The organism is Salegentibacter sp. UBA1130 (genome assembly GCF_002311535.1).
Lineage (GTDB): Bacteria > Bacteroidota > Bacteroidia > Flavobacteriales > Flavobacteriaceae > Salegentibacter > Salegentibacter agarivorans.
In genome coordinates, this window is record NZ_DCAP01000007.1 from 67,866 (window position 1) to 91,305 (window position 23,440).

General features: G+C 37.2%; 21 protein-coding genes. 12 read left to right on the forward strand and 9 right to left on the reverse strand.

Annotated elements, in window-relative coordinates:
- Positions 1-297 precede the first annotated feature (297 nt).
- The 8 genes from gabT (at position 298) to lpdA (ending at position 11,996) form a co-directional block, all read left to right on the forward strand.
- Positions 298-1,605, forward strand: coding sequence for a 4-aminobutyrate--2-oxoglutarate transaminase (gene gabT / locus B4F31_RS02365; protein ID WP_286760520.1), 1,308 nt, complete (start codon positions 298-300; stop codon positions 1,603-1,605).
- A 149-nt stretch (positions 1,606-1,754) separates the two neighbouring features.
- Entirely contained in the window at positions 1,755-2,687 is a 933-nt protein-coding gene (locus B4F31_RS02370; protein ID WP_093304909.1) for a carbon-nitrogen hydrolase family protein, read from the forward strand.
- Between the two features lie 16 nt (positions 2,688-2,703).
- Positions 2,704-3,117 (forward strand): VOC family protein, encoded by a 414-nt coding sequence (locus B4F31_RS02375; protein WP_093304906.1) that lies wholly within the window; start codon positions 2,704-2,706, stop codon positions 3,115-3,117.
- 2 nt (positions 3,118-3,119) lie between these two features.
- A complete protein-coding gene (locus B4F31_RS02380) occupies positions 3,120-5,876 on the forward strand; it encodes an aminotransferase class I/II-fold pyridoxal phosphate-dependent enzyme (protein ID WP_286760521.1) in 2,757 nt (918 codons plus the stop codon).
- Between the two features lie 4 nt (positions 5,877-5,880).
- On the forward strand, positions 5,881-7,674 hold the full coding sequence (locus tag B4F31_RS02385) for a biotin carboxylase (RefSeq protein WP_093304902.1): 1,794 nt from the start codon (positions 5,881-5,883) through the stop codon (positions 7,672-7,674).
- An 82-nt stretch (positions 7,675-7,756) separates the two neighbouring features.
- Positions 7,757-9,007 carry a C45 family autoproteolytic acyltransferase/hydolase gene (locus B4F31_RS02390; protein ID WP_286760522.1) on the forward strand — a complete coding sequence of 417 codons (1,251 nt, stop codon included), beginning with the start codon at positions 7,757-7,759 and terminating at the stop codon, positions 9,005-9,007.
- 135 nt (positions 9,008-9,142) lie between these two features.
- The gene (locus tag B4F31_RS02395; protein WP_093304899.1) at positions 9,143-10,501 is read left to right on the forward strand and encodes an NAD-dependent succinate-semialdehyde dehydrogenase; all 1,359 of its coding nucleotides are present in this window, start codon (positions 9,143-9,145) and stop codon (positions 10,499-10,501) included.
- An 88-nt stretch (positions 10,502-10,589) separates the two neighbouring features.
- Complete coding sequence (gene lpdA / locus B4F31_RS02400) at positions 10,590-11,996, forward strand: dihydrolipoyl dehydrogenase (protein ID WP_093304897.1); 1,407 nt, start codon at positions 10,590-10,592, stop codon at positions 11,994-11,996.
- 232 nt (positions 11,997-12,228) lie between these two features.
- Here the strand turns inward: lpdA and B4F31_RS02405 are convergent, their stop codons facing one another.
- On the reverse strand, positions 12,229-12,867 hold the full coding sequence (locus tag B4F31_RS02405) for a hypothetical protein (protein WP_093304895.1): 639 nt from the start codon (positions 12,865-12,867) through the stop codon (positions 12,229-12,231).
- Between the two features lie 6 nt (positions 12,868-12,873).
- A complete protein-coding gene (locus B4F31_RS02410; protein WP_075327291.1) occupies positions 12,874-13,368 on the reverse strand; it encodes an RNA polymerase sigma factor in 495 nt (164 codons plus the stop codon).
- A 178-nt stretch (positions 13,369-13,546) separates the two neighbouring features.
- On the opposite strand from B4F31_RS02410, the gene B4F31_RS02415 reads away from it, so the two are divergent.
- The gene (locus tag B4F31_RS02415; RefSeq protein ID WP_093304893.1) at positions 13,547-14,854 is read left to right on the forward strand and encodes an NAD(P)/FAD-dependent oxidoreductase; all 1,308 of its coding nucleotides are present in this window, start codon (positions 13,547-13,549) and stop codon (positions 14,852-14,854) included.
- 54 nt (positions 14,855-14,908) lie between these two features.
- Here the strand turns inward: B4F31_RS02415 and B4F31_RS02420 are convergent, their stop codons facing one another.
- Positions 14,909-15,343, reverse strand: coding sequence for a hemerythrin domain-containing protein (locus B4F31_RS02420; RefSeq protein ID WP_075327289.1), 435 nt, complete (start codon positions 15,341-15,343; stop codon positions 14,909-14,911).
- A 190-nt stretch (positions 15,344-15,533) separates the two neighbouring features.
- Between B4F31_RS02420 and B4F31_RS02425 the strand changes: the two genes are divergently transcribed.
- Genes B4F31_RS02425 through B4F31_RS02435 form a run of 3 tightly spaced genes read left to right on the forward strand, consistent with a single transcriptional unit; the run spans position 15,534 to position 17,907 of the window.
- Complete coding sequence (locus tag B4F31_RS02425; RefSeq protein WP_286760523.1) at positions 15,534-16,859, forward strand: histidine kinase; 1,326 nt, start codon at positions 15,534-15,536, stop codon at positions 16,857-16,859.
- 2 nt (positions 16,860-16,861) lie between these two features.
- Positions 16,862-17,155, forward strand: a complete 294-nt coding sequence (locus tag B4F31_RS02430; RefSeq protein WP_286760524.1) for a 2TM domain-containing protein — start codon at positions 16,862-16,864, stop codon at positions 17,153-17,155.
- The gene (locus tag B4F31_RS02435) at positions 17,155-17,907 is read left to right on the forward strand and encodes a LytR/AlgR family response regulator transcription factor (RefSeq protein ID WP_286760525.1); all 753 of its coding nucleotides are present in this window, start codon (positions 17,155-17,157) and stop codon (positions 17,905-17,907) included. Before B4F31_RS02430 ends, B4F31_RS02435 begins: the two co-directional genes overlap by 1 nt.
- A 208-nt stretch (positions 17,908-18,115) precedes the next feature.
- Here B4F31_RS02435 and B4F31_RS02440 read toward each other — a convergent pair whose 3' ends face one another.
- From B4F31_RS02440 to B4F31_RS02465, 6 genes are all read right to left on the reverse strand, one after another.
- A complete protein-coding gene (locus tag B4F31_RS02440) occupies positions 18,116-18,919 on the reverse strand; it encodes an anti-sigma factor (protein ID WP_286760526.1) in 804 nt (267 codons plus the stop codon).
- Entirely contained in the window at positions 18,919-19,449 is a 531-nt protein-coding gene (locus B4F31_RS02445; protein WP_093304885.1) for an RNA polymerase sigma factor, read from the reverse strand. Before B4F31_RS02445 ends, B4F31_RS02440 begins: the two co-directional genes overlap by 1 nt.
- Positions 19,450-19,550: 101 nt before the next feature.
- Positions 19,551-20,147 carry a superoxide dismutase family protein gene (locus B4F31_RS02450; protein ID WP_075327283.1) on the reverse strand — a complete coding sequence of 199 codons (597 nt, stop codon included), beginning with the start codon at positions 20,145-20,147 and terminating at the stop codon, positions 19,551-19,553.
- 103 nt (positions 20,148-20,250) lie between these two features.
- Complete coding sequence (locus B4F31_RS02455; RefSeq protein ID WP_286760527.1) at positions 20,251-21,462, reverse strand: bifunctional alpha/beta hydrolase/OsmC family protein; 1,212 nt, start codon at positions 21,460-21,462, stop codon at positions 20,251-20,253.
- A gap of 122 nt (positions 21,463-21,584) precedes the next feature.
- Positions 21,585-22,364, reverse strand: coding sequence for a 3-keto-disaccharide hydrolase (locus tag B4F31_RS02460; RefSeq protein ID WP_093304879.1), 780 nt, complete (start codon positions 22,362-22,364; stop codon positions 21,585-21,587).
- A gap of 9 nt (positions 22,365-22,373) precedes the next feature.
- The gene (locus B4F31_RS02465; RefSeq protein ID WP_093304876.1) at positions 22,374-23,429 is read right to left on the reverse strand and encodes a sugar phosphate isomerase/epimerase family protein; all 1,056 of its coding nucleotides are present in this window, start codon (positions 23,427-23,429) and stop codon (positions 22,374-22,376) included.
- Positions 23,430-23,440 lie beyond the last annotated feature (11 nt).

Consider the following 23,440-nt stretch of genomic DNA (forward strand, 5'->3'; position numbering starts at 1 on the left):
TTGAATAGTCTTTATTTTTACTTTAAGAAGTACATTCTTGAAATCTATAAATTATTGAATATTAGTAAAATATAAGATTTTTTTAGCTTCTGTTTTCATTTAATAATTCTTCAGTTTTTCTCTCCAAATATCAGTGTTAGAAGCTCTTTCTAATTGGTTTTCAGTAAGAAAGCCATATGAAATAAGAAAATAATATTGTATATTAACAAGCATCGAAAAAAAGTGGGGCTTTTATTTATTCCTTCTCGCTTTTTGTATGTTTTAGATTAACCATTCAACTGAACAACCAAATATTTTATGACTGAAGAGCAAACTAAATCTCAGCAGCTCCTTGACAGGAGAAAAAACATTGTCGCCAACGGAGTTGGTGTTTTCAATACAGCCACAGTTAAAAAGGCAAAAGGTGCAATAATTACCGATGTAGACGGAAAAGAACATATAGATTTTGCCGGGGGGATTGGTGTGGTAAACGCAGGCCATTGTCCCGAACCTGTTGTGAAAGCTATACAGGAACAGGCTGAAAAGTACTTACATACCAGTTTTAACGTGGTGACCTATGAGCCTTATATTCAACTCTGTGAAGAACTGGCTGAAATTCTTCCGCATGGAGAGAAAACCAAAGCTATGCTTATTAGCACGGGCGCAGAAGCCGTAGAAAATGCCATTAAAATTGCCCGGCAGGCCACAAAAAGACCCGCGGTAATTTGTTTTACCGAGGCATACCACGGACGTACGCTTATGGGAATGAGTCTAACCAGTAAAGTGAACTACAAATTTTCTTCGGGGCCATTTGCTCCGGAAGTTTACCGAATTCCCTTTCCCAATTTTTACAAATATCACGGTACCCAAAGTATGGAGGAGTTTGTAGAGACAGAGTTAAAGAGACTTAAGGAAAGCGCCCATAGTATGGTAGATATAAATAGCGTTGCTGCTATTATTGTTGAGCCAATTCAGGGAGAAGGTGGGTTTAATCCAATTCCGCAGAAATACCTGGAAGGCTTGCGTTCCTTTTGTGATGAACATGGAGTTTTATTAATTTTTGATGAAATTCAAAGTGGTTTTTGCCGTACAGGCCATTGGGCCAGCTGGCAGCATTACGGCGTACAACCAGATATTAGCACTTATGCAAAATCTATGGGCTCCGGGCTTCCTATTGCCGCTGTTCTTGGAAGGGCTGAAATTATGGATGCTGCTGAACCGGGAACCATTGGTGGCACTTATATTGGGAGCCCCGTTTGTTGTGCAGCCGCCCTTGCCACTATTCAATTGATGAAAGATGAAAACCTAAACGAGCGAGCACTCTATATAGGTAAGCTCATTACTGAAAGAATGGAAAATTTCAGGAAAGAATGTCCTGAAATTGGCGATGTACGAGGTTTAGGTGCTATGATTGGAATAGAATTTATTCAGGATAACGACCCTGGAAAACCCCATACAGAACTTTGTGCTAAAATCGTAAAAGGATGCGCAGAAGAGGGTTTAATACTTATAAGTGCAGGTACCTTTAAAAATGTAATAAGAATATTATGCCCTCTCGTAATCACCGATGAACAATTAAATAGTGCTCTGGATATTCTTGAAAATCAAATAAAAAAGCATACCTAATTTTTTCAAACTGAATTTTCTAAAAAGAAGATACAGTGACACTGTTGTGCTCATTTTTTGAATTAAATTAATTAGTAGTTGTTTGATAATAAACTAAATACATAAAACCCGTGAAAATATTTTCTACGGGTAATAAGAAATAAAAATATATGAATCCATTTGCAATAGCAGGAATACAGATGAAAGTTTCGGCAGTCGCCTCAAATGTTGAGATGATGAAGTTGAAACTTGATATTACCATGAGCCTTTACCCCTGGGTAGATATGGTAGTTTTTAGTGAATTATGTGGCTACGGCCCTTTAACTCATAATGCACAGGAAATACCGGGAGATTTTGAAAAGGAGATGCAGGCCGCAGCTAAAAAGCACGGGGTTTGGTTATTACCGGGTTCAATATTCGAAAAAAGTGAAGGTAAAATTTATAATACCGCAACAGTAATAAACCCTCAGGGAGAAATTGTTACACGTTACCGAAAAATGTTTCCTTTTTACCCTTACGAAGTAGGAGTAACTCCCGGTTCTGGTTTCTGCGTTTTTGACGTCCCGGGAGTGGCAAAATTTGGGATATCTATTTGTTACGATATGTGGTTTCCTGAAACTGTGCGTACCCTCGCAGTAATGGGAGCCGAAGTAATTTTACACCCCACCATGACCGGTACTATAGACAGGGATATAGAATTATCAATTGTAAGGGCTATGGCCGCGGTGAATCAGTGTTACTTTTTTGACGTAAACGGGCTGGAGTCTGGTGGTAATGGAAGATCATTGGTTTGTGGACCAGATGGACGTGTTATTTATCAGGCCGAAGGCAATGAGGAAATTTTTCCGTTAGAGCTTAATATTAACAGGGTAAGAAGAAGTCGGGAACTCGGAGTTTTACGTTTGGGACAACCATTAAAAAGCTTTAGAGATCATATAGGTGATTTCAATATTTATCAAAAAGGAACTCAATTGCCTTATCTCAATTCGCTGGGGCCACTTATTAAACCTACGAGATTAGATAATCTTGCCAAGTTAAAAATGAAAGAACACGAATATGAACCACCTGAAAATCCTACAGGATATAAAGGTTTTGGAGCATAATTAAAAAACAGGAACTATGGGAGGAACATCACAAAAGAAGAAAAAGGAAAAACAGGAAGAAACGCTTAAAGATTTTATTAGTTGGTTTGAAATTCCTGCAATTAATTTCCAGCAAGCGGTAGATTTTTATAACCGTATTTTTAATATGGATATGGAAACTCAATTTGACGGAAATTATGCGATGGCATTTTTCCCGGCAGAAAAGGGAATTGGAGGGGCCATTGTTACAGGTCCAAATTCTATTCCGGGAATAATAGGGCCCTTGCTTTATCTCAATGCCGGCAAAGATCTAAACCGTATTTTAAATAGAGTTGAAGGAGCCGGAGGAAGAATTGTGATGACCAAAACCCTGATTAATCCTGAATCGGGTTATTTCGCCATTTTTATAGATTCTGAAGGGAATAAACTCGCTTTACATTCAAAAGAATAATTATGCCAGAGAAAAAATTAGATAGTGCACATTATTATAATATCGCTCAATGTAGAGTAGAATCCTGGAACACCTTAAAAAGTGAGTCGACTAAACTTCATTCTTCCCCTCGAGGATCAGAAGATGAAAAAAAACATAAGAAAAATCTTCGGCAACTACTCAAGGAATTGGAGGGTGTAGAATGCTTTTTCGCATTTCCGGGTTTATCCTGTATAGATACTCTGCGCGAAATGTTAGATAGACAGGAACATACCGCGGCTTCCCATAAAATTGCTGAAATCACAAAGAACCTGGTAAGTGACCGGTATAGAAGTAATCCAGATTTTTTGGAAGATGAAGATCCAGGAGCAGACCTTACAGATAAAGGAGAATATACCGAAGTTGCCAGGAAAAATTATTTTGAAGTCATGTTTGTTGAAGATATTTCTCAAGCAGAAGAAAATAAACTGAGGCATGATCTTAAAGAAATGCGACTTTCTAACGAGCAGTTTGCATATGGGATTGTAGTACAGCGTTCTTTTGAAGATGCTTTAATTGCGCTTCAGTTTAATTTTAATATTCAGGCGGTTGTAATTCGTTATGCGCCTCCCTACCATTCTAAAAAGATTACTCCGGTAATTAAACCTTTTATACAGAATATTTTAAAATTGAAATATGGTTCTAAACCGCCTACAGAGTTAGGTCCGATTTTAGGAACTATGGTAAAAAAATTCAGGCCAGAACTGGATACCTATTATGTTACTGATACGGCTTTAGGTAATTTAAAAGATAGCACTTTAAAAACCTTCAGAAGGATTTTTTATAGAACTGAAGATTTACAGGAATTACACCTTACCGTAATTAGAGGAATAAGCGAGCGCTATGAAACACCGTTTTTTTCAGCTTTAAAAGATTACAGTAAAAAGCCAACCGGAATTTTTCACGCAATGCCTATTTCGCGGGGAAATTCGGTTTTTAAGTCAAGATGGATCAACGATTTTGGAAATTTTTACGGTCGAAATATGTTCCTGGCAGAAACTTCTTCTACCACGGGAGGTTTAGATTCTTTATTGCAACCAACCGGTTCGCTTAAAAAAGCGCAGCAAAAGGCCAGCGATGCCTATGGTTCCAGAAATACATATTTTGTAACCAATGGTACTTCTACCGCCAATAAAATAGTAGTGCAGGCCCTGGTTAAACCTGGAGATGTGATTTTAATAGACCGGGATTGCCATAAATCGCATCATTATGGATTAGTGTTAGCAGGAGCTTATCCTGTTTATCTGGATTCTTATCCTATTGAAGAATATTCTATGTATGGTGCAGTACCGCTAAAACAGATAAAAGAAAAATTACTTCAGTTAAAAAAAGCAGGAAGGTTAAGTTTGGTGAAAATGCTGTTGTTAACCAATTGCACTTTTGACGGACTCGTTTACAATGTTGAAAAAGTTATGCAGGAAGTTCTGGCCATTAAACCAGATATGATCTTTCTATGGGATGAAGCCTGGTTTGCATTTGCTGGTTTTACCTATAATTATAAGCAAAGAACCGGAATGTTTGTTGCGCAAAAATTATTTAATAAATACCAAAGCGATAGTTACAGGGAAGAATACAATGCGCATATTAAAAACCTTAAAAAGAATGAAATTCCAAGCCTCCCAAATCCAGATGAAGTGCGAATCAGGGTTTATTCTACGCAGAGTACACATAAGACGCTTAGTAGCTTCAGGCAGGGTTCTATGATTCATATTTGGGACGAAGATTTCCGTAAAAAAAGCGAGAATACTTTTATGGAAGCCTACATGACACACACTTCAACTTCTCCTAATTATCAGATGCTCGCTTCATTAGATGTTGGAAGAAGACAGGTGCAATTTGAAGGTTATGAGCTGGTAGAAAAAAGCATAGAGCTGGCTATGGTGTTAAGGGCCAAGGTGAATGATCATCCTAAATTGAAGAAATATTTTGATGTTTTAACAATAGGCAATTTTATTCCGAAACAACACCGTAAATCGGGCATAAAGGAATATTATAATTCAAAGGAAGGTTGGAATAGGATGGAAACCGCCTGGGAACAGGATGAGTTTGTTTTAGATCCAACCAAAATTACCCTACACATTGGTAGAACCGGTGTAGACGGAGATACTTTTAAGAATAGATACTTGATGGATAAATTCAATATTCAGATTAATAAAACTTCCAGAAATACGGTTTTGTTTATGACGAATATTGGAACTACACGAGGGAGTGTAACTTATTTAACTAATGCACTTTTGAAAATAGCCGATGAGCTGGACCAGGAATTCAAAACCCTTAGCCAGAAAGAGGGGAATAATCGCAGGGATAGAATTAAATCTTTAACTGAAGATTTCCCACCCTTACCAGATTTTAGTTATTTCCATCATTCATTTCAGGCCGTTCCTGGAGTTCCGGGCGGTAATATTAGAGAGGCATTTTTTCTCGCTTACAACGAAGAGAATTATGAATATATGCCGCTTACCGATTGCTTACCGGCAATGGAAGAAAACCGGATCCTGGTAGCTTCCTCTTTTATAATTCCTTATCCGCCGGGATTTCCGGTACTTGTTCCCGGTCAGGTAGTAAGTAAGGAAATAATAAGATTTCTTACTGCACTAGATGTTTCTGAAATTCACGGCTACCGGGCAGATCTCGGCCTAAGAATTTTTAAGGATAATGTGCTAAATCGTCAAAAAACAGTGAGTTCTATGGGCTCTATGGGGAACAATTCGAAGAAAAAGATCACTAACTTAAAAAATTAAAATTATGGAATCAAAGAAACCAAAATCTTCCAATAAAAAGGAAGGAACAAATACAAAAAAAACAACGCCTGAAAAAGAACCGGTTTCCCCGGAACGTAGCGCGAAAAAAGACCGAAAATTAAAGGTTACCGAAGAAAAACCATTAAAAGGAAAAAAATCTGTGCCTTTAGATTCTACGGCGCAGCAAGGTAAAGCACCAGGTTCTTCTTCTGCAAAAAAGAAAAAAACTGCTAAAACTTCGAGTGCTAAAAAGCCTAAAACTACTACCACCACAAAAAAAGAAGTAGGAGGCACTAAGGCTACTGGTAAAAAATTAGCTACCAATGCTCCAAGACAGTATAAAAGTAAGAATGCGCTGGAGGGAGTTTCAGATATTCGAAGATCTTTTCACAAAAACGAAGAACCTTTATATTTCATAAGCGCCACAAATTTTAATCTTTTAGGTGCCGATGAGTGGATTAAAGGATTCAAATTTATATGCCATATCGAATGTTTTGATGGTCTTCATCCTAATGTTTTTTCTCCTAAAACCGAAATTCCTCACGATGATTTTGAAGGAATAGAGGACATAAATAACTATTTATTACAACATCCCGAAGTTCAGGATTATCTAAAAACACGATCTGTAGATGGAAGGGCAGGGAAAGCGATGTTCCTTATGTTTAATGAAAAAACCGAGGAACTTGCAGAAAAACTCGGTTTGGAAATTATGTTTCCAAAAGCCGAAATGCGAACTTTCCTAGATAATAAAGTAAATACCAACCGTATTGCAGAAAAAGCCGGAGTGGCTTGTGTGCCTTATGTGTTGACAAAAGTAGATAATTATGAACATTTAAGAGAGGTTTCTAAGCACCTTGGAAACGAGTTGGTTATCCAGACCCCTTTTGGAGATTCCGGCCATACTACTTTCTTTATTTCTAATGAGGAAGAATACCAAAAACACGCTGAAGAAATTGAAAAAGAAGAAGAAGTAAAGGTAATGAAGCGTATTCGTTGCCGTGGTTCTGCTATAGAAGCTTGTGTAACCAGGCATGGAACAATCGTAGCTCCGCTTATGACAGAACTAGTAGGCTTTAAAGACCTTACTCCATATGAAGGTGGTTGGTGTGGTAACGAGATTTATCCAAATGCTTTTACGCCCGAGTTAAGAGATAAAGCGATAGAATATACCCAGTTATTCGGAAATCAATTAAGGGAAGAAGGTTATAAAGGCTATTTTGAACTAGATTTCTTAATAGATCAGGATAATGGAGAGATCTATTTAGGAGAACTAAATCCACGGGTAACAGGAGCAAGTTCTATAACCAATCACGCGGTATTTGCCCTGGCAGATGCACCATTATTCGTTTTTCATATTCTGGAATGGATGGATATTGATTATGATCTTGATATAGAAGCTATAAACAACCGTTGGGCCCGCCAGGAAAATATAGATAGCTGGAGCCAGCTTATTATAAAGCATACCGAAGATACCATAGAATATGTGACAAATGCACCAAACTCTGGTATTTACAGAATGTATGATACCGGCCATATTCAGTTTGACAGGATGGATACTCACCGTAGGGCAGTGGAAAATGAAAATGAAGCGTTTTTCTTACGAATAACCCGAAAAGGAGATTATTTATATGAAGGTGCAGATATGGGAATTCTGGTAAGCCGCGGGCGTATGATGACCGATGATTTTAGGCTCAATAACAGGGCTAAACACTGGATTAAAGCTATTAGAGCACAATACACTTCTGAAATGGTAGAAGACAAGAAAAAGCGAAAATTATCAGGAACTTTAACTAAATAATAGGTGAGATTTTGTGAGAGTAAAAGGAAATAAAACTACTTTGCCACAGTAATAAATCAATATTATTTAAAAACCATTCTAAATGCAGTTACATTTTAATGCTATTTCAGAACTCGGAAAACCGGGTTCCAAATGGCAAAAATTATATAATACTCACTGGTCCGCTTATAAAAGTTGGCTTAAATCAAAAGGAACAACAAATTATCCAGATCTTAAAACCTCACAGGAAGCACTTAAAAAGTATATGCCAGAGATGTGGCCTACTTATCAGCGCTTATGCAAATTAGCGAAAGACGATAAGGTAGCCTCAAGATTTTTAACAGGCTTTCAGCCTCCTGCTTATATAAGTGGCTGCTCACAGGCGGTTACAACGGGAAGTGATATTCAGTTGGTTAGAAATTACGATTTTCATCCAGATCTTATGGAGGGAACTCAATTGCTAACCTCCTGGAATGGCAAAAAAGTAATTGCTACCAGCGATTTTCTTATTGGGGTTGTAGACGGAATGAATGAAGACGGCCTGGCCATTTCGCTCACTTTTGGAGGTAGAAAAGAGGTAGGAGTAGGTTTCGGTATTCCGTTTATTTTGCGTTATGTTCTAGAATTTTGCAGTGATGTTGATGAAGCTGTTGCAGCTTTAATCAGGATTCCTTCACATATGTCATATAACGTAACCGTAGTGGACAAAACCGGAAAATTTAAAACCGTACAACTGGCACCAGATAAGACACCACGGGTTACTGATGCGGCTTTTACCACAAACCACCAGGGAACAATAGACTGGCCGGAAAATGCGGCCTTTAATAAAACCCGGGAGCGGTCATCTTTTCTGAATAAATTGTTGTCAGAGAAAGGCGTGAATTCGACGAAGGTGGCTGATGCTTTTCTAAAAACTCCACTTTATAACACAAAGTTTAAGGAAGGTTTTGGAACTTTATTTACCTCGGTTTATAGGCCTTTAGAGGGGAAAGTAGAACTTCGCTGGCCTGAAATGTCGGTTCAACAAAGTTTTGAAAACTTTAAGGAAGTTTATAAGCTGATAAATTACGAACCGGCTCAGGTTGCAACTGAATGGTGGAACCAGGATGCGGTAGATGTAGCCCAAACGGTAGAAGATCCATTTGAGGAGCAATTCGCCGAAAATGTAGATTGGCAGGAAACTGTTACCGAAATTATGGTTAATGCTATGGCTAAGGCTCACCCATCAACAAATGAGCGAGATCTTGAAAAATTAAGAGAAAAAATAATTAATAAAGGAGAAGTATCCTGGCAGGCAGTAGCCGGTTTCTGGAGTAAAATGGGAACAGGTTACGCCCAATCCTGGAGGAGTTAGGTATTTCTGTTAAATAATTTTCTTAAGGACCTGGTGCTATAAATAAAGGATATCTCCTATTTATTTCACCAGGTTTTTTAGTTAAAAATTCTTCGGAGTAATTTTAATTTAATACTCCATAAAAAATAAAATACAATGGAATTTTATAGCACAAACCCCTACAATGGGGAACAAGTTGGAAAGTATACGGCTCAGAAGGAAGGGGAAACCATAGAGGTTTTAAATAATTCTGGAAAAGCTTTTAAAGAATGGAAGAAAACATCACTTTCTTACCGAACCGACCTTTTAAAAAAAGCCGGACAGGTTTTAAGGGATAATGTAGAAGAATATGCGCGTATGATTACCCGGGAAATGGGAAAACCAATTTCTGAATCTAGATCTGAGGTTAATAAATGCGCCTGGGTTTGTGATTATTATGCCGAAAATGCTTCAGATTTTCTTCAGCAGGAAGAAATAAAAACAGATGCAACTCATAGTTATGTAAGGCACGATCCCTTGGGTAGTGTTTTTGCGATTATGCCCTGGAATTTTCCATTCTGGCAGGTTTTTAGGTTTGCCGCACCAACTCTTACTGCCGGTAATACCGGGGTTTTAAAACACGCTCCTAATGTTTTTGGCTGTGCTATAAAGATCGAAGAAGTTTTTGAAAAAGCAGGCTATCCAAAAAGTGTTTTTCAGAATTTAATTGTACATCACGATCAAACCGAATTGATTATTGCCCACGAGGCTGTGCAGGCTGTTACTTTAACAGGTAGTGAAGCTGCAGGATCTGCAGTAGCACAGCTTTCGGGAAAATATATTAAAAAAAGTTTACTGGAGTTGGGAGGAAATAATTCCTTTATTGTTTGGGAAGATGCTGATATTGAACGCGCTGTTAAAACAGCGGTTTCTGCCAGGATGTTAAACTGCGGACAAAGCTGCATCGCAGCGAAACGTTTTATTCTTCTGGAAGGAATTTACGATGAATTTGTTTCCAAATTTAAGGCTGCAGTAAGCGAGTTACAATCCGGAGACACTATGGAAGATGCTACGCAGGTTGGTACGCTGGCGAGGAAAGATTTGGCAGATCAACTTCAAAGCCAGGTCAAAAGGTCTTTAGAAGAGGGAGCTGAGTTGCTACTTGGCGGTGAACAGGATAACTGTTTTCACCAACCAACTATCCTTGGAAATGTAAAGCCGGGAATGGCTGCTTTTGACGAAGAAACATTTGGCCCACTTGCAGCTATTATTAAAGCAAGTAGCATAGAAGAAGCTTTTGAACTTTCAGAAAAATCAAAGTTTGGTTTGGGGACAACGGTTTTTACTAAAAACTTAGAAAAAGCTATGGAAATGGCTGGTAGCGTAAGTGATGGCGCATACTTTGTAAATGAACTGGTAAAATCTGATCCCAGGCTTCCCTTTGGCGGAACCAAAAGATCTGGGTATGGCAGAGAGCTTGCAAAAGAAGGAATGATGGAGTTTGTTAATAAGAAAACAGTTTATGTTAAAGCCTAAATCATAATTTTATGAGCATTGGTCATTGCCCTGAATAGTTGTACTTTTGTGTTTACTTTGTCAAAAAATCAACATAAAATATAGAATTATGACTAAATATGATGTTGCAGTTATAGGTTCGGGCCCCGGAGGATATGTGGCCGCTATACGCTGCGCGCAACTGGGAATGAAAACTGCTATCATAGAAAAATATTCAACCTTGGGTGGAACCTGCCTTAATGTAGGTTGTATTCCAAGTAAAGCTTTGCTGGATTCTTCACATCATTATCACGATGCGGTAAAACATTTTGAAGAACACGGAATTGAAATTCCGGGAGAAGTAAAAGTTAATCTTGAAAAAATGATGGAACGTAAATCTTCGGTGGTAAGTCAAACTTGCGACGGAGTAAAGTTCCTGATGGATAAAAATAAAATTGATGTTTTTGAAGGTGTAGGCTCTTTTAAAGATAAAACCCACATCAATATTGAGAAAACCGATGGTGAAACCGAAACCATTGAAGCTGCGAAAACCATTATAGCTACAGGTTCAAAACCGGCTAACCTTCCGTTTATCGAACTTGATAAAGAAAGAATTATCACTTCTACCGAAGCTTTAAAGCTTAAGGAAATCCCCAAGCACATGATAGTGATTGGCGGCGGAGTGATCGGCCTGGAATTAGGTCAGGTTTATCGCCGTCTGGGAGCTGAGGTTACTGTGGTAGAATTTTTAGACCGAATTATACCTACAATGGATAGCGCACTTTCTAAAGAACTTCAAAAGGTACTGAAGAAGCAAGGCGTAAAATTCCATACTTCTACCAAAGTGAAATCGGTAGAGCGTAAAGGAGACGAGATCATTATTAAAGCTGACGATAAGAAAGATAAGGAAGTAGAATTTAAAGGAGACTACTGCTTAGTTTCTGTAGGTCGTAAACCTTTTACAGATGGGTTAAATGCCGATGCTGCCGGGGTTAAAGTGACCGATAAAGGAATGATAGAGGTAAACGAGCATTTACAAACCAATGTAGATAATATTTACGCCATTGGAGATGTTGTTCGTGGTGCGATGCTGGCTCATAAAGCCGAAGAAGAAGGAACTTTTGTTGCTGAAACTATCGCCGGACAAAAACCGCATATAGATTATAACCTAATTCCGGGTGTTGTTTATACCTGGCCAGAAGTTGCTGCGGTAGGGAAGACCGAAGAAGAACTTAAAGAAGAAGGAATAAAGTATAAAGAAGGAAAATTCCCAATGCGTGCTCTGGGACGTTCCAGAGCTAGTGGAGATACAGACGGATTTGTAAAAATTCTAGCCGATGAAAAAACCGATGAGGTTTTAGGCGTGCATATGATTGGTGCTCGTACTGCCGATCTTATTGCTGAAGCTGTAACCGCAATGGAATACCGTGCTTCTGCCGAAGATATCGCTAGGATGAGCCACGCACATCCAACTTATGCTGAAGCCGTTAAGGAAGCCGCTCTTGCCGCAACCGATAATCGTGCGCTACACGTATAATTTTGAATTAAATTTTATATAAAAATGGCTGTTTGATATAATTTTCAAACAGCCATTTTTTATTTTATAGTTTGAAGTCTAAGAGCTTATTATTCTAACTTTTCTCTGGTAAGGGGCGTCATTCTGAACTCGTTTCAGAATCTAAGCTGATTAGACCCCCAAATAAACTGTGGAGAGGCTCTTTTACGATGAGGAGTACGCTTTAAAGAATATTGCAACTGTAAATTATTATCTATACCTCCAATTTCTTTAATTCTTTGTAATTTTTATTCAAACGTCTTAGTAGAATTCCGTAGATCACCCGGTAGAATAACCATATAATTCCCAGGAAAACTGCCAGTCCACCTAACATTATTCCAGCAAACATTAGCCATTGTAGCGGAGTAAAACTATATTTTTCAACATCTTCAACCACGGTATTAGTGGCGTGATAATTCATAAAAAAGTAAGTATAAATAAGGGTAATTAGCGCAGTGGAAATTAAAATATAACCTATATAGTATTTTACAGTTTTTCTTGTTCGTAGAATATTTTTAATCAATTTCGCTACACTATCTGTAGAAGATATTCTTCGGTAGTTCTTGTAAAAACAATAGATAAAGAAAAAGGTTATTCCATAATTAATAACATACGTTACTACGGTAAATTCTTTTAAATGAATACGTTCCATTTCGGCCCAGTATTCGTGATCTGCCCAGAAAATAGTAATAAGTGCCCAGAATAGAAATTCAAGAATACTAATTACAAAAATCCATTTTACAATTGAAGATGAGCGCTTCAACAGCATCTTATAGATTTCATCGTAGGAAAGTTGGGGAATATTACCTTCCCGTTTTTTCCAATCTTTTTTTAATAAATCCAGTCCATCCATTATTCTCTACGGATTTAAAATGTTTTTTAACTTAGTTTTTACCCTGTTCATCTTCACTCTTGCATTTACTTCAGTAATACCCAGGGTTTCAGAAATATCTCTATAATTTTTATCTTCGAGATATAAAAAAACGAGTGCTTTTTCAATATCGTTTAATTCCTGAATTGCCGAGTACATTACCTTTAATTGTTGCTCGGTCTCATCATCATATTCTTCGGCTTTAATTTTAAAATCTACAGTATCAAAATCCTGCGTTTTTATACTTCTTTTTTTCTTTCGGTATAAGGTGATGGCAGTATTTAAGGCAACCCTGTACATCCATGTACTAAATTTTGCTTCTCCCCTAAACTTGGGGTAAGCTTTCCACAGCTGAATAGTAATTTCCTGAAATAGGTCGTTGTGGGAATCCTGATCATTAGTATAAATACGACATATTTTATGCGCTATATTCTGGTGTTTCTCCAGGTTTTTTACAAACTGATGTTCTAATTCTTTATCCACAATAATTGGTTAGCTCTTATATGTAGTATAACAGGCTGTAATGTTACAAAAAAGTATAAAGTATAGTTAATGCAGGCTTATTTTTTCAGCCAAAGCGGGAGAAAACTTAAATTTGAGTGCATAACTTCCATAAAAAGGGAGCGATCTAAATCTCGATTATCGAGTAAAACCAACCTTTATGAATATTCCAAGAACAAATTTACCTAGAGTCGTTATTATTGGTGGCGGTTTTGCTGGAATGGCAATGGTAAGAAAATTAATTGGCGAAGACGTTCAAACCGTTATTTTAGACCGTCATAACTATCATACTTTCCAGCCACTATTATACCAGGTTTCTACCTCTGGTTTAGAGCCAGATTCTATTGCATATCCTATGCGTAAAATTACACGTAATAGTAAAAAATGCCTTTTTAGAATGGCTGAGGTGAAATCTATAAATACCGAAAAAAGTTATATTGAAACTTCTATTGGCGATTTAATTTATGATTACCTGGTAATCGCTACCGGATCTAAGACTAATTTCTTCGGAAATAAAAGTATTGAGAAGAATGGAATGTGGATGAAAACCGTTCCGCAGGCATTGAATATTCGAAGTTTAATTCTGGAAAATTTAGAACAGGCCGTAATTACTGATGATCCTGAAAAACGAAAAGCACTACTTAACTTTGTTTTAGTAGGTGCGGGGCCAACCGGCGTAGAGCTTAGTGGCGCCATTGCAGAATTAAAAAATCATATTGTACCCAACGATTATCCCGATATAAACCCTAACGAGATGAATATTCATTTGCTGGAGGGATTAGATAGGGTTTTACCACCTATGAGCGAAAAAGCTTCTAAAAAAGCTCATGCTTTTTTGGAAGAGTTAGGTGTTAAGGTTCATTTAAATACTATGGTAGAGGAATATGATGGGCATTTAGTGACCACCAACACAGACCTCGCCCTAAAAACCGAGACTTTTATCTGGGCCGCGGGAGTAACCGGTGCACCGGTTAAAGGTTTAAAGGCCGAAGCCATGGTAGAAAAAGCCAATAGATATGAAGTGAATGCTTTTAACCAGATTAAAGGTTATGAGAATATTTTTGCAATTGGAGATATTGCGCTAATGCAAACTGAAGCCTATCCAAAAGGGCATCCCATGGTTGCTCAACCGGCTATTCAACAGGGGAAACATTTGGCCAGAAATATTATGAATATCCTGGAAGGGAAACAACTGGAAGCATTTAAATATAAAGATAAAGGAACTATGGCCACTGTGGGTAGAAACCGTGCGGTAGTAGATTTAGAACAGGGCTCTTTCGGCGGATTTTTCGCATGGTTTATCTGGATGTTTGTACACCTTTGGTTTCTAATTGGCTTTAGGAACCGGCTGGTAACTTTCTTTAACTGGCTGTATAACTATTGGAATTATGATAAAGCCGCCAGGCTAATTATCAGGCCATTTAAAGGTTACGAAAAGCAAATGAAAGTTGATAAAGAAGAGATATAAAAATTAAAAATGCAGTTAAGAGTTTTTCGCTTAACTGCATTTTTAAAATTACAATTATCTCATTTTCTTTATCTCTTTGTTATAATCTTCTGCAAGGCTGGTTTTTTGTTTTTCGGTTAAGGCTTTTCCGGCCATTTGAAAAACTTCCTGTTCTTCTTCATCAAGATGGTGAGTTACCTTATGTTCTAGTTCTTTAGCGATTTTTAGCCAGTTAGAAGCGTCCATTTCAGTATCTTCCAATTCTTCTATTAGTTCATCCATTTCGTGATGCTCGGCCACACTATGCCTGGCTTTTTCCTGTGTAAGATCTTTCTTTATCAACGGAATATAAAAATGCCTTTCTTCTGCATCGGCGTGAATTTTTAATTCGTGTTTTAACTGCTCAAAAATCTTTTTTCTTTCTTCGGTATCACCGTGGGTTTCTACCAATTTAGCTACGAGATCGCGTTGTATTTCGTGTTCCTGGCGTAATGCTTCAAAAATATTCATAATTTAGTATGGGTTTTGCATCGAAATTATTGATTTATAAGTTAAAGAAAATATAATCAGGTAATTTCTTTATAGTTTAAATCGGTTCTAAAGAATAATTACGGTTCAGCTTAAGTTTTCTACAATTCAGAAATTTTAATTAGTAAAGAAATTGACTTTCTCGCATCTTAGCTCCTGTAAATAAAAATTGATGAAATTTTTTCTGAAAATATTAAAGATTAGTTTGGTGATAACCGCCCTGGTGGTTTTTCTTGAATTACTTTTTAGTGAATTTAATCTTGAAATTTTCCTGGAGTTAGAAACCTGGCTGCTATATTTTTCTTACAGTTTTATCCTCACCTTTATAAATGCGAGTTATTTCTGGTGGTTTGGAGCGAAAATTAGCTGGGAGAATGCAACCTTAAAAAAAGTACTTTTAGGCTCTTTTGGCTCTGTGGTTCTAACCTTAATAGGTTTCTTTTTTTGTCGCTTATTGCATCACGTAGTTTATGATGGAGTCCCATTTCAGGAATTTTTGAGCAACGAAAGAATGTCTTTTTATCTTTTTCCTTTGCTTTTCACTACTATTATTTCCCTGTTTTTCCATCTTATTTATTTCTACAAAGCTTTACAAGAAAAGAAGGTAAAGGAGCAAAAGATAATCGCCGGTACGGCTTCGGCTAAATTTGATGCGCTTAAAAATCAATTAGATCCGCATTTTTTATTTAATAGTTTAAATGTTTTAAGTGCTTTAATTGATGAAAACCCCGAGCAGGCACAAAAGTTTACCAGTGCGCTTTCAAAGGTTTATCGTTACGTTCTTGAGCAAAAAAATAAGGAATTGGTTGATCTTGAAGAAGAATTAAAATTCGCCAAAACCTATATGGAATTACTTAAAATGCGTTTTGAAGATGCTATTGTTTTTAATTTTCCTTCAAATTTAAAAAATCCCGAAGCAAAAGTTGTCCCGCTTTCACTGCAATTACTTTTAGAAAATACTATAAAACACAACACTGTAAATTCTGAAAATCCATTAGAGATTAGCATTGTAGAAGAAGATAGAAATCTGGTGGTGAAAAATAATCTTCAGCCCAAAGCAATTCTCAAGCGGGGTAGTGGAGTAGGACTTTCAAATATTAAACAGCGCTATCATTTGCTAACCGATAGGAAAGTGCAAATAGACAATTCAAATAACATTTTCAGCGTAAAATTACCGCTGTTAACCAAAATTGTAAAAATGGAAGAAAAACCACCGGTGTTTGCCGAGCAGGACGCTTATTTACGGGCAAAGAAGCAAGTAAAAGTAGAGCGCGAATTCTATGCAAATTTAACATCTTATTTAATTGTAATTCCTGTACTGGGATTATTCAATTACCTCACCTACAGCGGATTTATATGGGCTATTTTTCCGGCAATAGGTTGGGGCATAGGAGTGTTTTTTCACGGCTTATCGGTTTTTAATTATAATCTTTTACTTGGAAAAAATTGGGAAGAGCGAAAAATTAAAGAATTATTGCAAAAAGATAAAATCAACTAATTATGGAAACTTCAGAAGATAAATATTTAAAAGCCCGGGAACGGGTTAAAGAATTACGGGAGTTCTACAATCATTTATTCTCCTATATTTTAGTGAATTTATTTTTAGCCGGAATCAATTACTATACAAATCAATGGGAATATCCCTGGTTTTTATGGGTTGTAGGCGGTTGGGGAATTGGTTTAGCCTTCGATGCTCTAAAAGCCTTTAGATTAAACCCTATGTTTGATAAACGCTGGGAAGAACGAAAAATTAGGGAATATATGGAGAAGGAAGAAAAACAACGTTTGGAGTAATGGAAATAGTAATTGTTGAAGACGAAAAACCTGCCGCACGCCGCTTACAAAGAATGCTGAAAAAGCTGGATTTGGAAGTAAATACTATGTTACACTCGGTAAAAGAAGGAATTGAGTGGTTTAATAAAGATCCTGAACCCGATCTCGTTTTTCTTGATATTCAACTTAGTGATGGCATCTCCTTTGAAATATTTGACAAGGTAAAAATCAATAGTGCTGTGATTTTTACCACTGCTTACGATGAATATGCGCTAAAAGCTTTTAAACTAAATAGTGTAGATTATTTGCTGAAGCCCATAGATGAAGAAGAATTGGAAAATGCCGTGAACAAGTTCAGGGAAAATTACCAGAAGAATAATTCCCAAATTGATTTTAATGCTTTTAGAAGAATTCTTGAAACCGGTGGCAAACCAGATTATAAAACCCGTTTTACCATTCAGGTTGGGCAGCATCTAAAAATTATTTCAACCAGCGAAATTTGTTGTTTTTATTCTGAAAATAAAGCGTCTTACCTCACAACCACTTCCGGTAGAAATTATCCTGTAGATATTTCGCTTGAAAACCTGGAAAACGACCTGGATCCTGAAAAATTCTTCAGAATTAATCGTAAATCTATTGTGAATATTGATTGCATAGAAGATATTATTAGCTACACCAACAGCCGTTTAGAAGTTAAGTTGAATGCTTTTTCAGCGTTTCAATTAATTGTAAGTCGGGAGCGGGTTAAAGACTTTAAAAATTGGATTTCTTAACCTTAAACTGTTAAAGTAGAATATTTTAAAACCTTACGACTTATTTCTTCGTAAATATTAATGAAGACTGGATTTTAAACAACTTTGTTTTCTTCCGGTTTTCTATTTCTATTTTTTTTGGTTGGTTATATGAAGGTTTGCTGTATAAGATATGGCGAACCTTCATTTTTTAATGATGGAGATTCAACTAAAATGTTTTGTTTTAAAATTAAGGTGCAGCTACAGTTCCTAAAACGTATAACTGATCCATTGTTGGAGTTTCACTACCACCCTCAGGCTCCAGGGTAATTCCAAAAGCTTCAGACTGGTTTGGGTTTTCCAGACTGAAAACTTTATTATCATCGGCTTCAAAATTTGCCAGTAAACCTAAACTGGTAGGAGTAAGAGGTTGCATGGTAAGTGACCAAACCTGGTAAACTTTTCCTCTGGGAGGTTCAGGTAGCTCTTTTGCATCTATATAAGCGGTGTTTTCTTGTGTATTCCAATAAACGGAAGCAAAGGCTTCAGGAGCTACCTGCTGACCTTTTAGCGGGATTCGCTGTACGTTTCTGTCTCTTATAACCGCAAGTAATTCTTCTGCTTTTTCAGCATCCTCACGTGCGTTAGCGATTTGTTCTTCCATTTGAACATTTCTGGCATTGGCAGCTTGCAATTCTTCTCTTAATTCGCTGGTTCGGTTAAAGAAAACGAAAAGGCCAATAAGCAATAATAAACTTGCTGCCCAACCTGAGTAAGTAATCCAGTTTATGCTTCTAACAGGAGTCGCTACCGGAGCGGTTCCCGTTGGTGATTTGCTTAACTTCTCTTTTATTGAAGAAATCAAATGTTCGGCATTATTTGGAGCCGTAGCAGCCGAAAGTGTAAGTAATGCTTTTTCAATTTCTTCAACTTCGGCTTTAACTTCAGGATATTCTTTTAGCACATGACTAACCTCTCTACTTTCTTTTTCAGAAAGTGCTCCATAAACATATAGTTCAAGAATTCCAGACGATATGTACTTTTGGATATCCATTACTTAATTACCATTGCTCTTAATTTATCTATACAAACACGGTTTCTGGTTTTCACCGTTCCCAGTGGTATATCTAATTCTTCTGAAGTTTCTTTTTGAGTATAGCCTTTAAAAAATAAGTAATCAATCAATTTTTTACAAACCGGTTTTAAAGCGTCTATGTACTTTTTAAGACCTATAGAATCTACAGCTTCAGAGAAATTAGTTTTAGCCTCTAATATATCTACAAAGTTATCGGTCTTAAGGTTTTGTTGGTCGTTTTTAAAATCTTTAGATCGTATTTTATCTATAGAAGCATTTCGGGCAATATTAAGAATCCACGTGAAAAAACGACCTTTATCTGAATTATAACTGGGTGCTTTGTCCCAGATTTTTAAAAACACGTCCTGCAATACTTCTTCAGCAACTTTTTCGTCTCTAATTATGGTAAAAATAATTCCATAAGTACTTTCAGAATATAAATGGTAAATACGCTCAAAGGCACGTTCGTTACCCTTTTGAAGTTCTAAAATTAAAGCGTCTTGTTGCATAAATATATAATGACTTGCCGGGTAAAAATATGATAAACTCCCGTGTAAAAAAATAAAAAGCGGCAAATTGCCGCTTTTTATTAATTCTTATGTGAAAAGATTTACATTTTTATTACTCCACATCCAACTCTGGTGCCTGCAGCTCCAGAAGGTTGAGAGGTGAAATCATCAACTCCGTCGTGAACTATTATTGCTTTTCCAACAATATTCTTGTTTTCATCGTCACAATCTATACACCATTCATCTGTAGTCATGCTCACAGTACCTTCTCCATTGGCATCAACTTCAAAGTTGCCTATATCGCCTTTGTGGTAGCCTTCAGCATCACCCCACTTACCATGTTTTTCGTTGGTTGGGTTCCAGTGGCCCCCGGCAGAAGTTCCATCTTCAGCAGAGCAGTCTGCTTTCTGGTGAATATGGATCGCGTGTTGACCCTCGGCTAAACCTGTGATGGTAGCTTCCATAGTAACTTCTCCATTTTCCTGGGTAAAAGTTACTTCACCACCTAAGTTGCTTCCGCTTTTAGGCTCTAGAGGTACAGTTATTTCTTTAACTTCTTCCTCGTCTTGCTGTGCTTCCATTTCAGAATTCATTTCTGTTTCGGCAGCGTTTTCAGCGTCATTGTCTTTTTTGTCGTTTTTACAGCCAATTATAAATAAAGAGGCGCAAAATACTAATGATAAACTTATTCTTTTCATAATCTATTGATTGGTTTTTAGATTAAACATTACTAAATTAAGCCTATCCCAAGGCCTGACCAAAGATTTAAGGATAGGTTAACAAACTCAGTTTTTCAGCATTCTAAATTAGTTTGGTAGTAATATTTGTTTCAGAAGTTAAACTTCTGTGTACCGGGCAACGATCGGCAATTTCCAAAAGTCTTTGTTTTTGCTTTTCATCTAAATCCCCAACGAGCTTAATTTCCCTTCTAAAAGTATCTATTTTTGAAGTTTTCTCTTCGCAGTTTTTGCAATCTGTACTATGTTCGCGGGAATAATGAACGTGGGTTTCAACGTCTTTTAAAGGCCAGTCTTTTCGTTTAGCATACATTTGAAGCGTCATAGAAGTACAGGAAGCCAGGCCAGAAGATAAGAACTGATATGGAGTAGGGCCGTAATCTTTACCGCCGGCTTTTATAGGTTCGTCTGCCAGGAAAGTATGGTTCCCGGCCTTCATTTGGGTGGTAAACCCATCTTCTGCTTCTAAGCCTGCTACCACATCAGCTTCCGATTCTGGTACTTCTTTCTTAGGAATGTCTAAATATCTTGAAGCCCAGGAAGCAATAACATTTCCGGCATAAGAGGCATCTTCTTTATTGGCAAGCAAATGTTGCGAACCGTCCAGGGAAATAAAACTTTTAGGATGCCGGGCAGCAATATAAAGTTCTTCGGCATTTTTAATACTTACAATTTTGTCCTGTGGCGAGTGCATTATTAACAGTGACTTTTTAAGCTCACCCAGGTAAGATTTTAATTCGTGTTTATCAATATCTTCAAGAAATTGCTTCTTTATTTTAAAAGGTCTACCGCCAATATTTACCTGTGCCTCACCGTTTTTCTCAATTTCCTCAACATTATTTTGTATTAAATGCTGAACATGAGCAGTAGTTGAAGGCGCTGCTATAGTGGTTACCGCTTTAACCGATTTTAATTCTTTTGCAGCGAATAAAACTGCTGCACCACCTAACGAATGTCCAATTAAAAGGCTGGGTGCTGTAAATTCTTCCTCTAAATAAGTTGCAGCAGCCAGAAGATCCTGAATATTTCCTGAAAAATTACTTTCTGAAAATTCTCCTTCGCTTTCTCCCAGTCCTGTAAAATCGAAACGTAATACTCCATAGCCGTTTTGGGCCAACGTTCTACTGATATTTTTAGCAGCAAAAAAGTTCTTATTACAGGTAAAACAATGGGCGAAGAGCACAAAATTATGAGGATCCTGGTTAAATGGAAGCTCTAAATATCCAGATAAATCGTCTCCATTTTTATTCTTAAAGTTTACTTTTTCCGTTTTCATCTATAAGTTTTTATTCAAGGTACAAATTGTTTGCAATGGCTAAAACAAAAAAGCTGATTGAATTATCAAAAAAATGGATTTTTTGAATTTCAATCAGCTTTTAATAACAAGAAGGTTTCTGCTTATTCCAGTTCCCTTATTTTAATATTTCTAAACCAAACTTTATCGCTATGATCTTGTAAAGCAATGTGGCCTTCCCGATTTTTACCGAAATCTTCCCAGTCTTTAAACTTTGAGTTTTCTACCAATTTGCTCCATTCTTCCCCATGTACCGGGAACTCGTTTATTAAAGTTCCATTTAAACGTACCGAACCTTTATTGGTTTTATGGTTAATTCTAATTACGGTTTTGTTCCATTCTCCCGCATTTTTGGTTTTATCTTCACTTGGCGGCATCATATCGTAAAGGGCACCGGCTTGTCTAACCTCACCATTTTTTGCATCTGGATGCAGTTTATTATCCAATAACTGAATTTCGGGACCTGTTAAATATGGTTCAGAAAATTCTTCACTTTCCTGAACGCCCCACATAATTCCGCTATTTCCTCCTTCTGAAATTTTCCATTCAAGAGAAAGTTCAAAATTAGTATAGGTTTTTTCTGAAATAAGATTCTCAGTACCTTCACGTTCTCCTTCAGCAGGGGTAAAAGCAAGCACGCCATCTTTTACCTGCCACTGGTTTGAAATGGAATCGGCGTTAAAGGCTTTCCAGCCCTCAAGGTTTTGCCCGTTGAACAAGTTGGTGTAATTTTCCTCATTATTAGCCATTGCCGTAGTATCGTTCGCTGCATCAGATTCATAGGCCTCTTTTGCTTCCTGGTTTTCTCTGTCTGATTTATTATCAGATTTACAGGCGGTGGCCATAATTGTAGCCGTTACTAGAATTAAACTTATTTTTTTCATTTTATATAATTAGTTGATTCCTAAGATTCGTTTTAATTTCTTCTCGTCAATTTCACTTCCTGCAAAATCATCAAATTTCTTTTGAGTAGCTTCAATAATATGACTTTGAATAAAAGGAGCTCCCTCACGAGCGCCCTGGTCTGGCGATTTAATGCAGCATTCCCATTCAAGAACTGCCCAAACATCACAACCATATTCGGTTAATTTAGAAAAAATAGTTTTAAAATCTACCTGGCCATCTCCGGGATGTCTATATCTTCCCGCTCTATCTATCCAATCACCGTAACCACCAAAAGAACCTTTTTTCCCGGTAGGGTTGAATTCAGCATCTTTTACGTGGAACATTTTAATAAATTCGTGGTAATGATCTATGTATGAAATATAATCTAATTGCTGCAGCACAAAATGGCTAGGATCATACAATAAATTAACCCGCTTGTGATTATTGGTTGCTTCAAGAAAGCGTTCAAAAGTAACTCCGTCGTGAAGGTCTTCTCCCGGGTGAACTTCATAACAAACATCTACGTTTTGTTCATCAAATTCATTTAAAATAGGTAGCCAGCGTTTTGCAAGTTCCTTGAATCCCATTTCTACCAAACCTTCCGGTCTTTGCGGCCAGGGATGAGCGGTATGCCAAAGCAAAGACCCGCTAAATGTACCGTGCACATCAAGACCAAAATTACGGCTTGCGCGGGCTGCACTTTTCATTTGTTCTACGGCCCATTCGGTTCTGGCCTTTGGATTGCCTTTAACTTCTTTTGGAGCAAAATTATCAAACATAGTATCGTACGCAGAATGGACTGCCACGAGCTGTCCCTGTAAATGGGTACAAAGCTCTGTGATTTCCAGTCCGTAAGATTCTACTTTTCCTTTAATCTCGTCGCAATAATCTTTGCTTTTCCCCGCTTTGGTTAAATCTATCAAAGCTGATTCCCAAGTTGGGATTTGTATTCCTTTATATCCTAAATCTGCTGCCCATTCGCATAAACCATCCAAACTATTGAAAGGCTTTTCTGTATCCATAAATTGGGCTAAATAAACCGCAGGTCCTTTTACTGTTTTCATCTCATTAATTT

Bases quoted from the DNA above. Each gene is read 5' to 3' on its own strand.
- B4F31_RS02380 (WP_286760521.1), top strand. From the start codon at position 3,120: ATGCCAGAGAAAAAATTAGATAGTGCACATTATTATAATATCGCTCAA.
- B4F31_RS02425 (WP_286760523.1), top strand. From the start codon at position 15,534: ATGAAATTTTTTCTGAAAATATTAAAGATTAGTTTGGTGATAACCGCC.
- B4F31_RS02375 (WP_093304906.1), top strand. From the start codon at position 2,704: ATGGGAGGAACATCACAAAAGAAGAAAAAGGAAAAACAGGAAGAAACG.
- gabT (WP_286760520.1), top strand. From the start codon at position 298: ATGACTGAAGAGCAAACTAAATCTCAGCAGCTCCTTGACAGGAGAAAA.
- B4F31_RS02450 (WP_075327283.1), bottom strand. From the start codon at position 20,147: ATGAAAAGAATAAGTTTATCATTAGTATTTTGCGCCTCTTTATTTATA.
- B4F31_RS02405 (WP_093304895.1), bottom strand. From the start codon at position 12,867: ATGGATGGACTGGATTTATTAAAAAAAGATTGGAAAAAACGGGAAGGT.
- B4F31_RS02455 (WP_286760527.1), bottom strand. From the start codon at position 21,462: ATGAAAACGGAAAAAGTAAACTTTAAGAATAAAAATGGAGACGATTTA.
- B4F31_RS02385 (WP_093304902.1), top strand. From the start codon at position 5,881: ATGGAATCAAAGAAACCAAAATCTTCCAATAAAAAGGAAGGAACAAAT.
- B4F31_RS02445 (WP_093304885.1), bottom strand. From the start codon at position 19,449: ATGCAACAAGACGCTTTAATTTTAGAACTTCAAAAGGGTAACGAACGT.
- B4F31_RS02465 (WP_093304876.1), bottom strand. From the start codon at position 23,429: ATGAAAACAGTAAAAGGACCTGCGGTTTATTTAGCCCAATTTATGGAT.
- lpdA (WP_093304897.1), top strand. From the start codon at position 10,590: ATGACTAAATATGATGTTGCAGTTATAGGTTCGGGCCCCGGAGGATAT.
- B4F31_RS02390 (WP_286760522.1), top strand. From the start codon at position 7,757: ATGCAGTTACATTTTAATGCTATTTCAGAACTCGGAAAACCGGGTTCC.
- B4F31_RS02370 (WP_093304909.1), top strand. From the start codon at position 1,755: ATGAATCCATTTGCAATAGCAGGAATACAGATGAAAGTTTCGGCAGTC.
- B4F31_RS02435 (WP_286760525.1), top strand. From the start codon at position 17,155: ATGGAAATAGTAATTGTTGAAGACGAAAAACCTGCCGCACGCCGCTTA.
- B4F31_RS02420 (WP_075327289.1), bottom strand. From the start codon at position 15,343: ATGAATATTTTTGAAGCATTACGCCAGGAACACGAAATACAACGCGAT.
- B4F31_RS02460 (WP_093304879.1), bottom strand. From the start codon at position 22,364: ATGAAAAAAATAAGTTTAATTCTAGTAACGGCTACAATTATGGCCACC.
- B4F31_RS02415 (WP_093304893.1), top strand. From the start codon at position 13,547: ATGAATATTCCAAGAACAAATTTACCTAGAGTCGTTATTATTGGTGGC.
- B4F31_RS02395 (WP_093304899.1), top strand. From the start codon at position 9,143: ATGGAATTTTATAGCACAAACCCCTACAATGGGGAACAAGTTGGAAAG.
- B4F31_RS02440 (WP_286760526.1), bottom strand. From the start codon at position 18,919: ATGGATATCCAAAAGTACATATCGTCTGGAATTCTTGAACTATATGTT.
- B4F31_RS02430 (WP_286760524.1), top strand. From the start codon at position 16,862: ATGGAAACTTCAGAAGATAAATATTTAAAAGCCCGGGAACGGGTTAAA.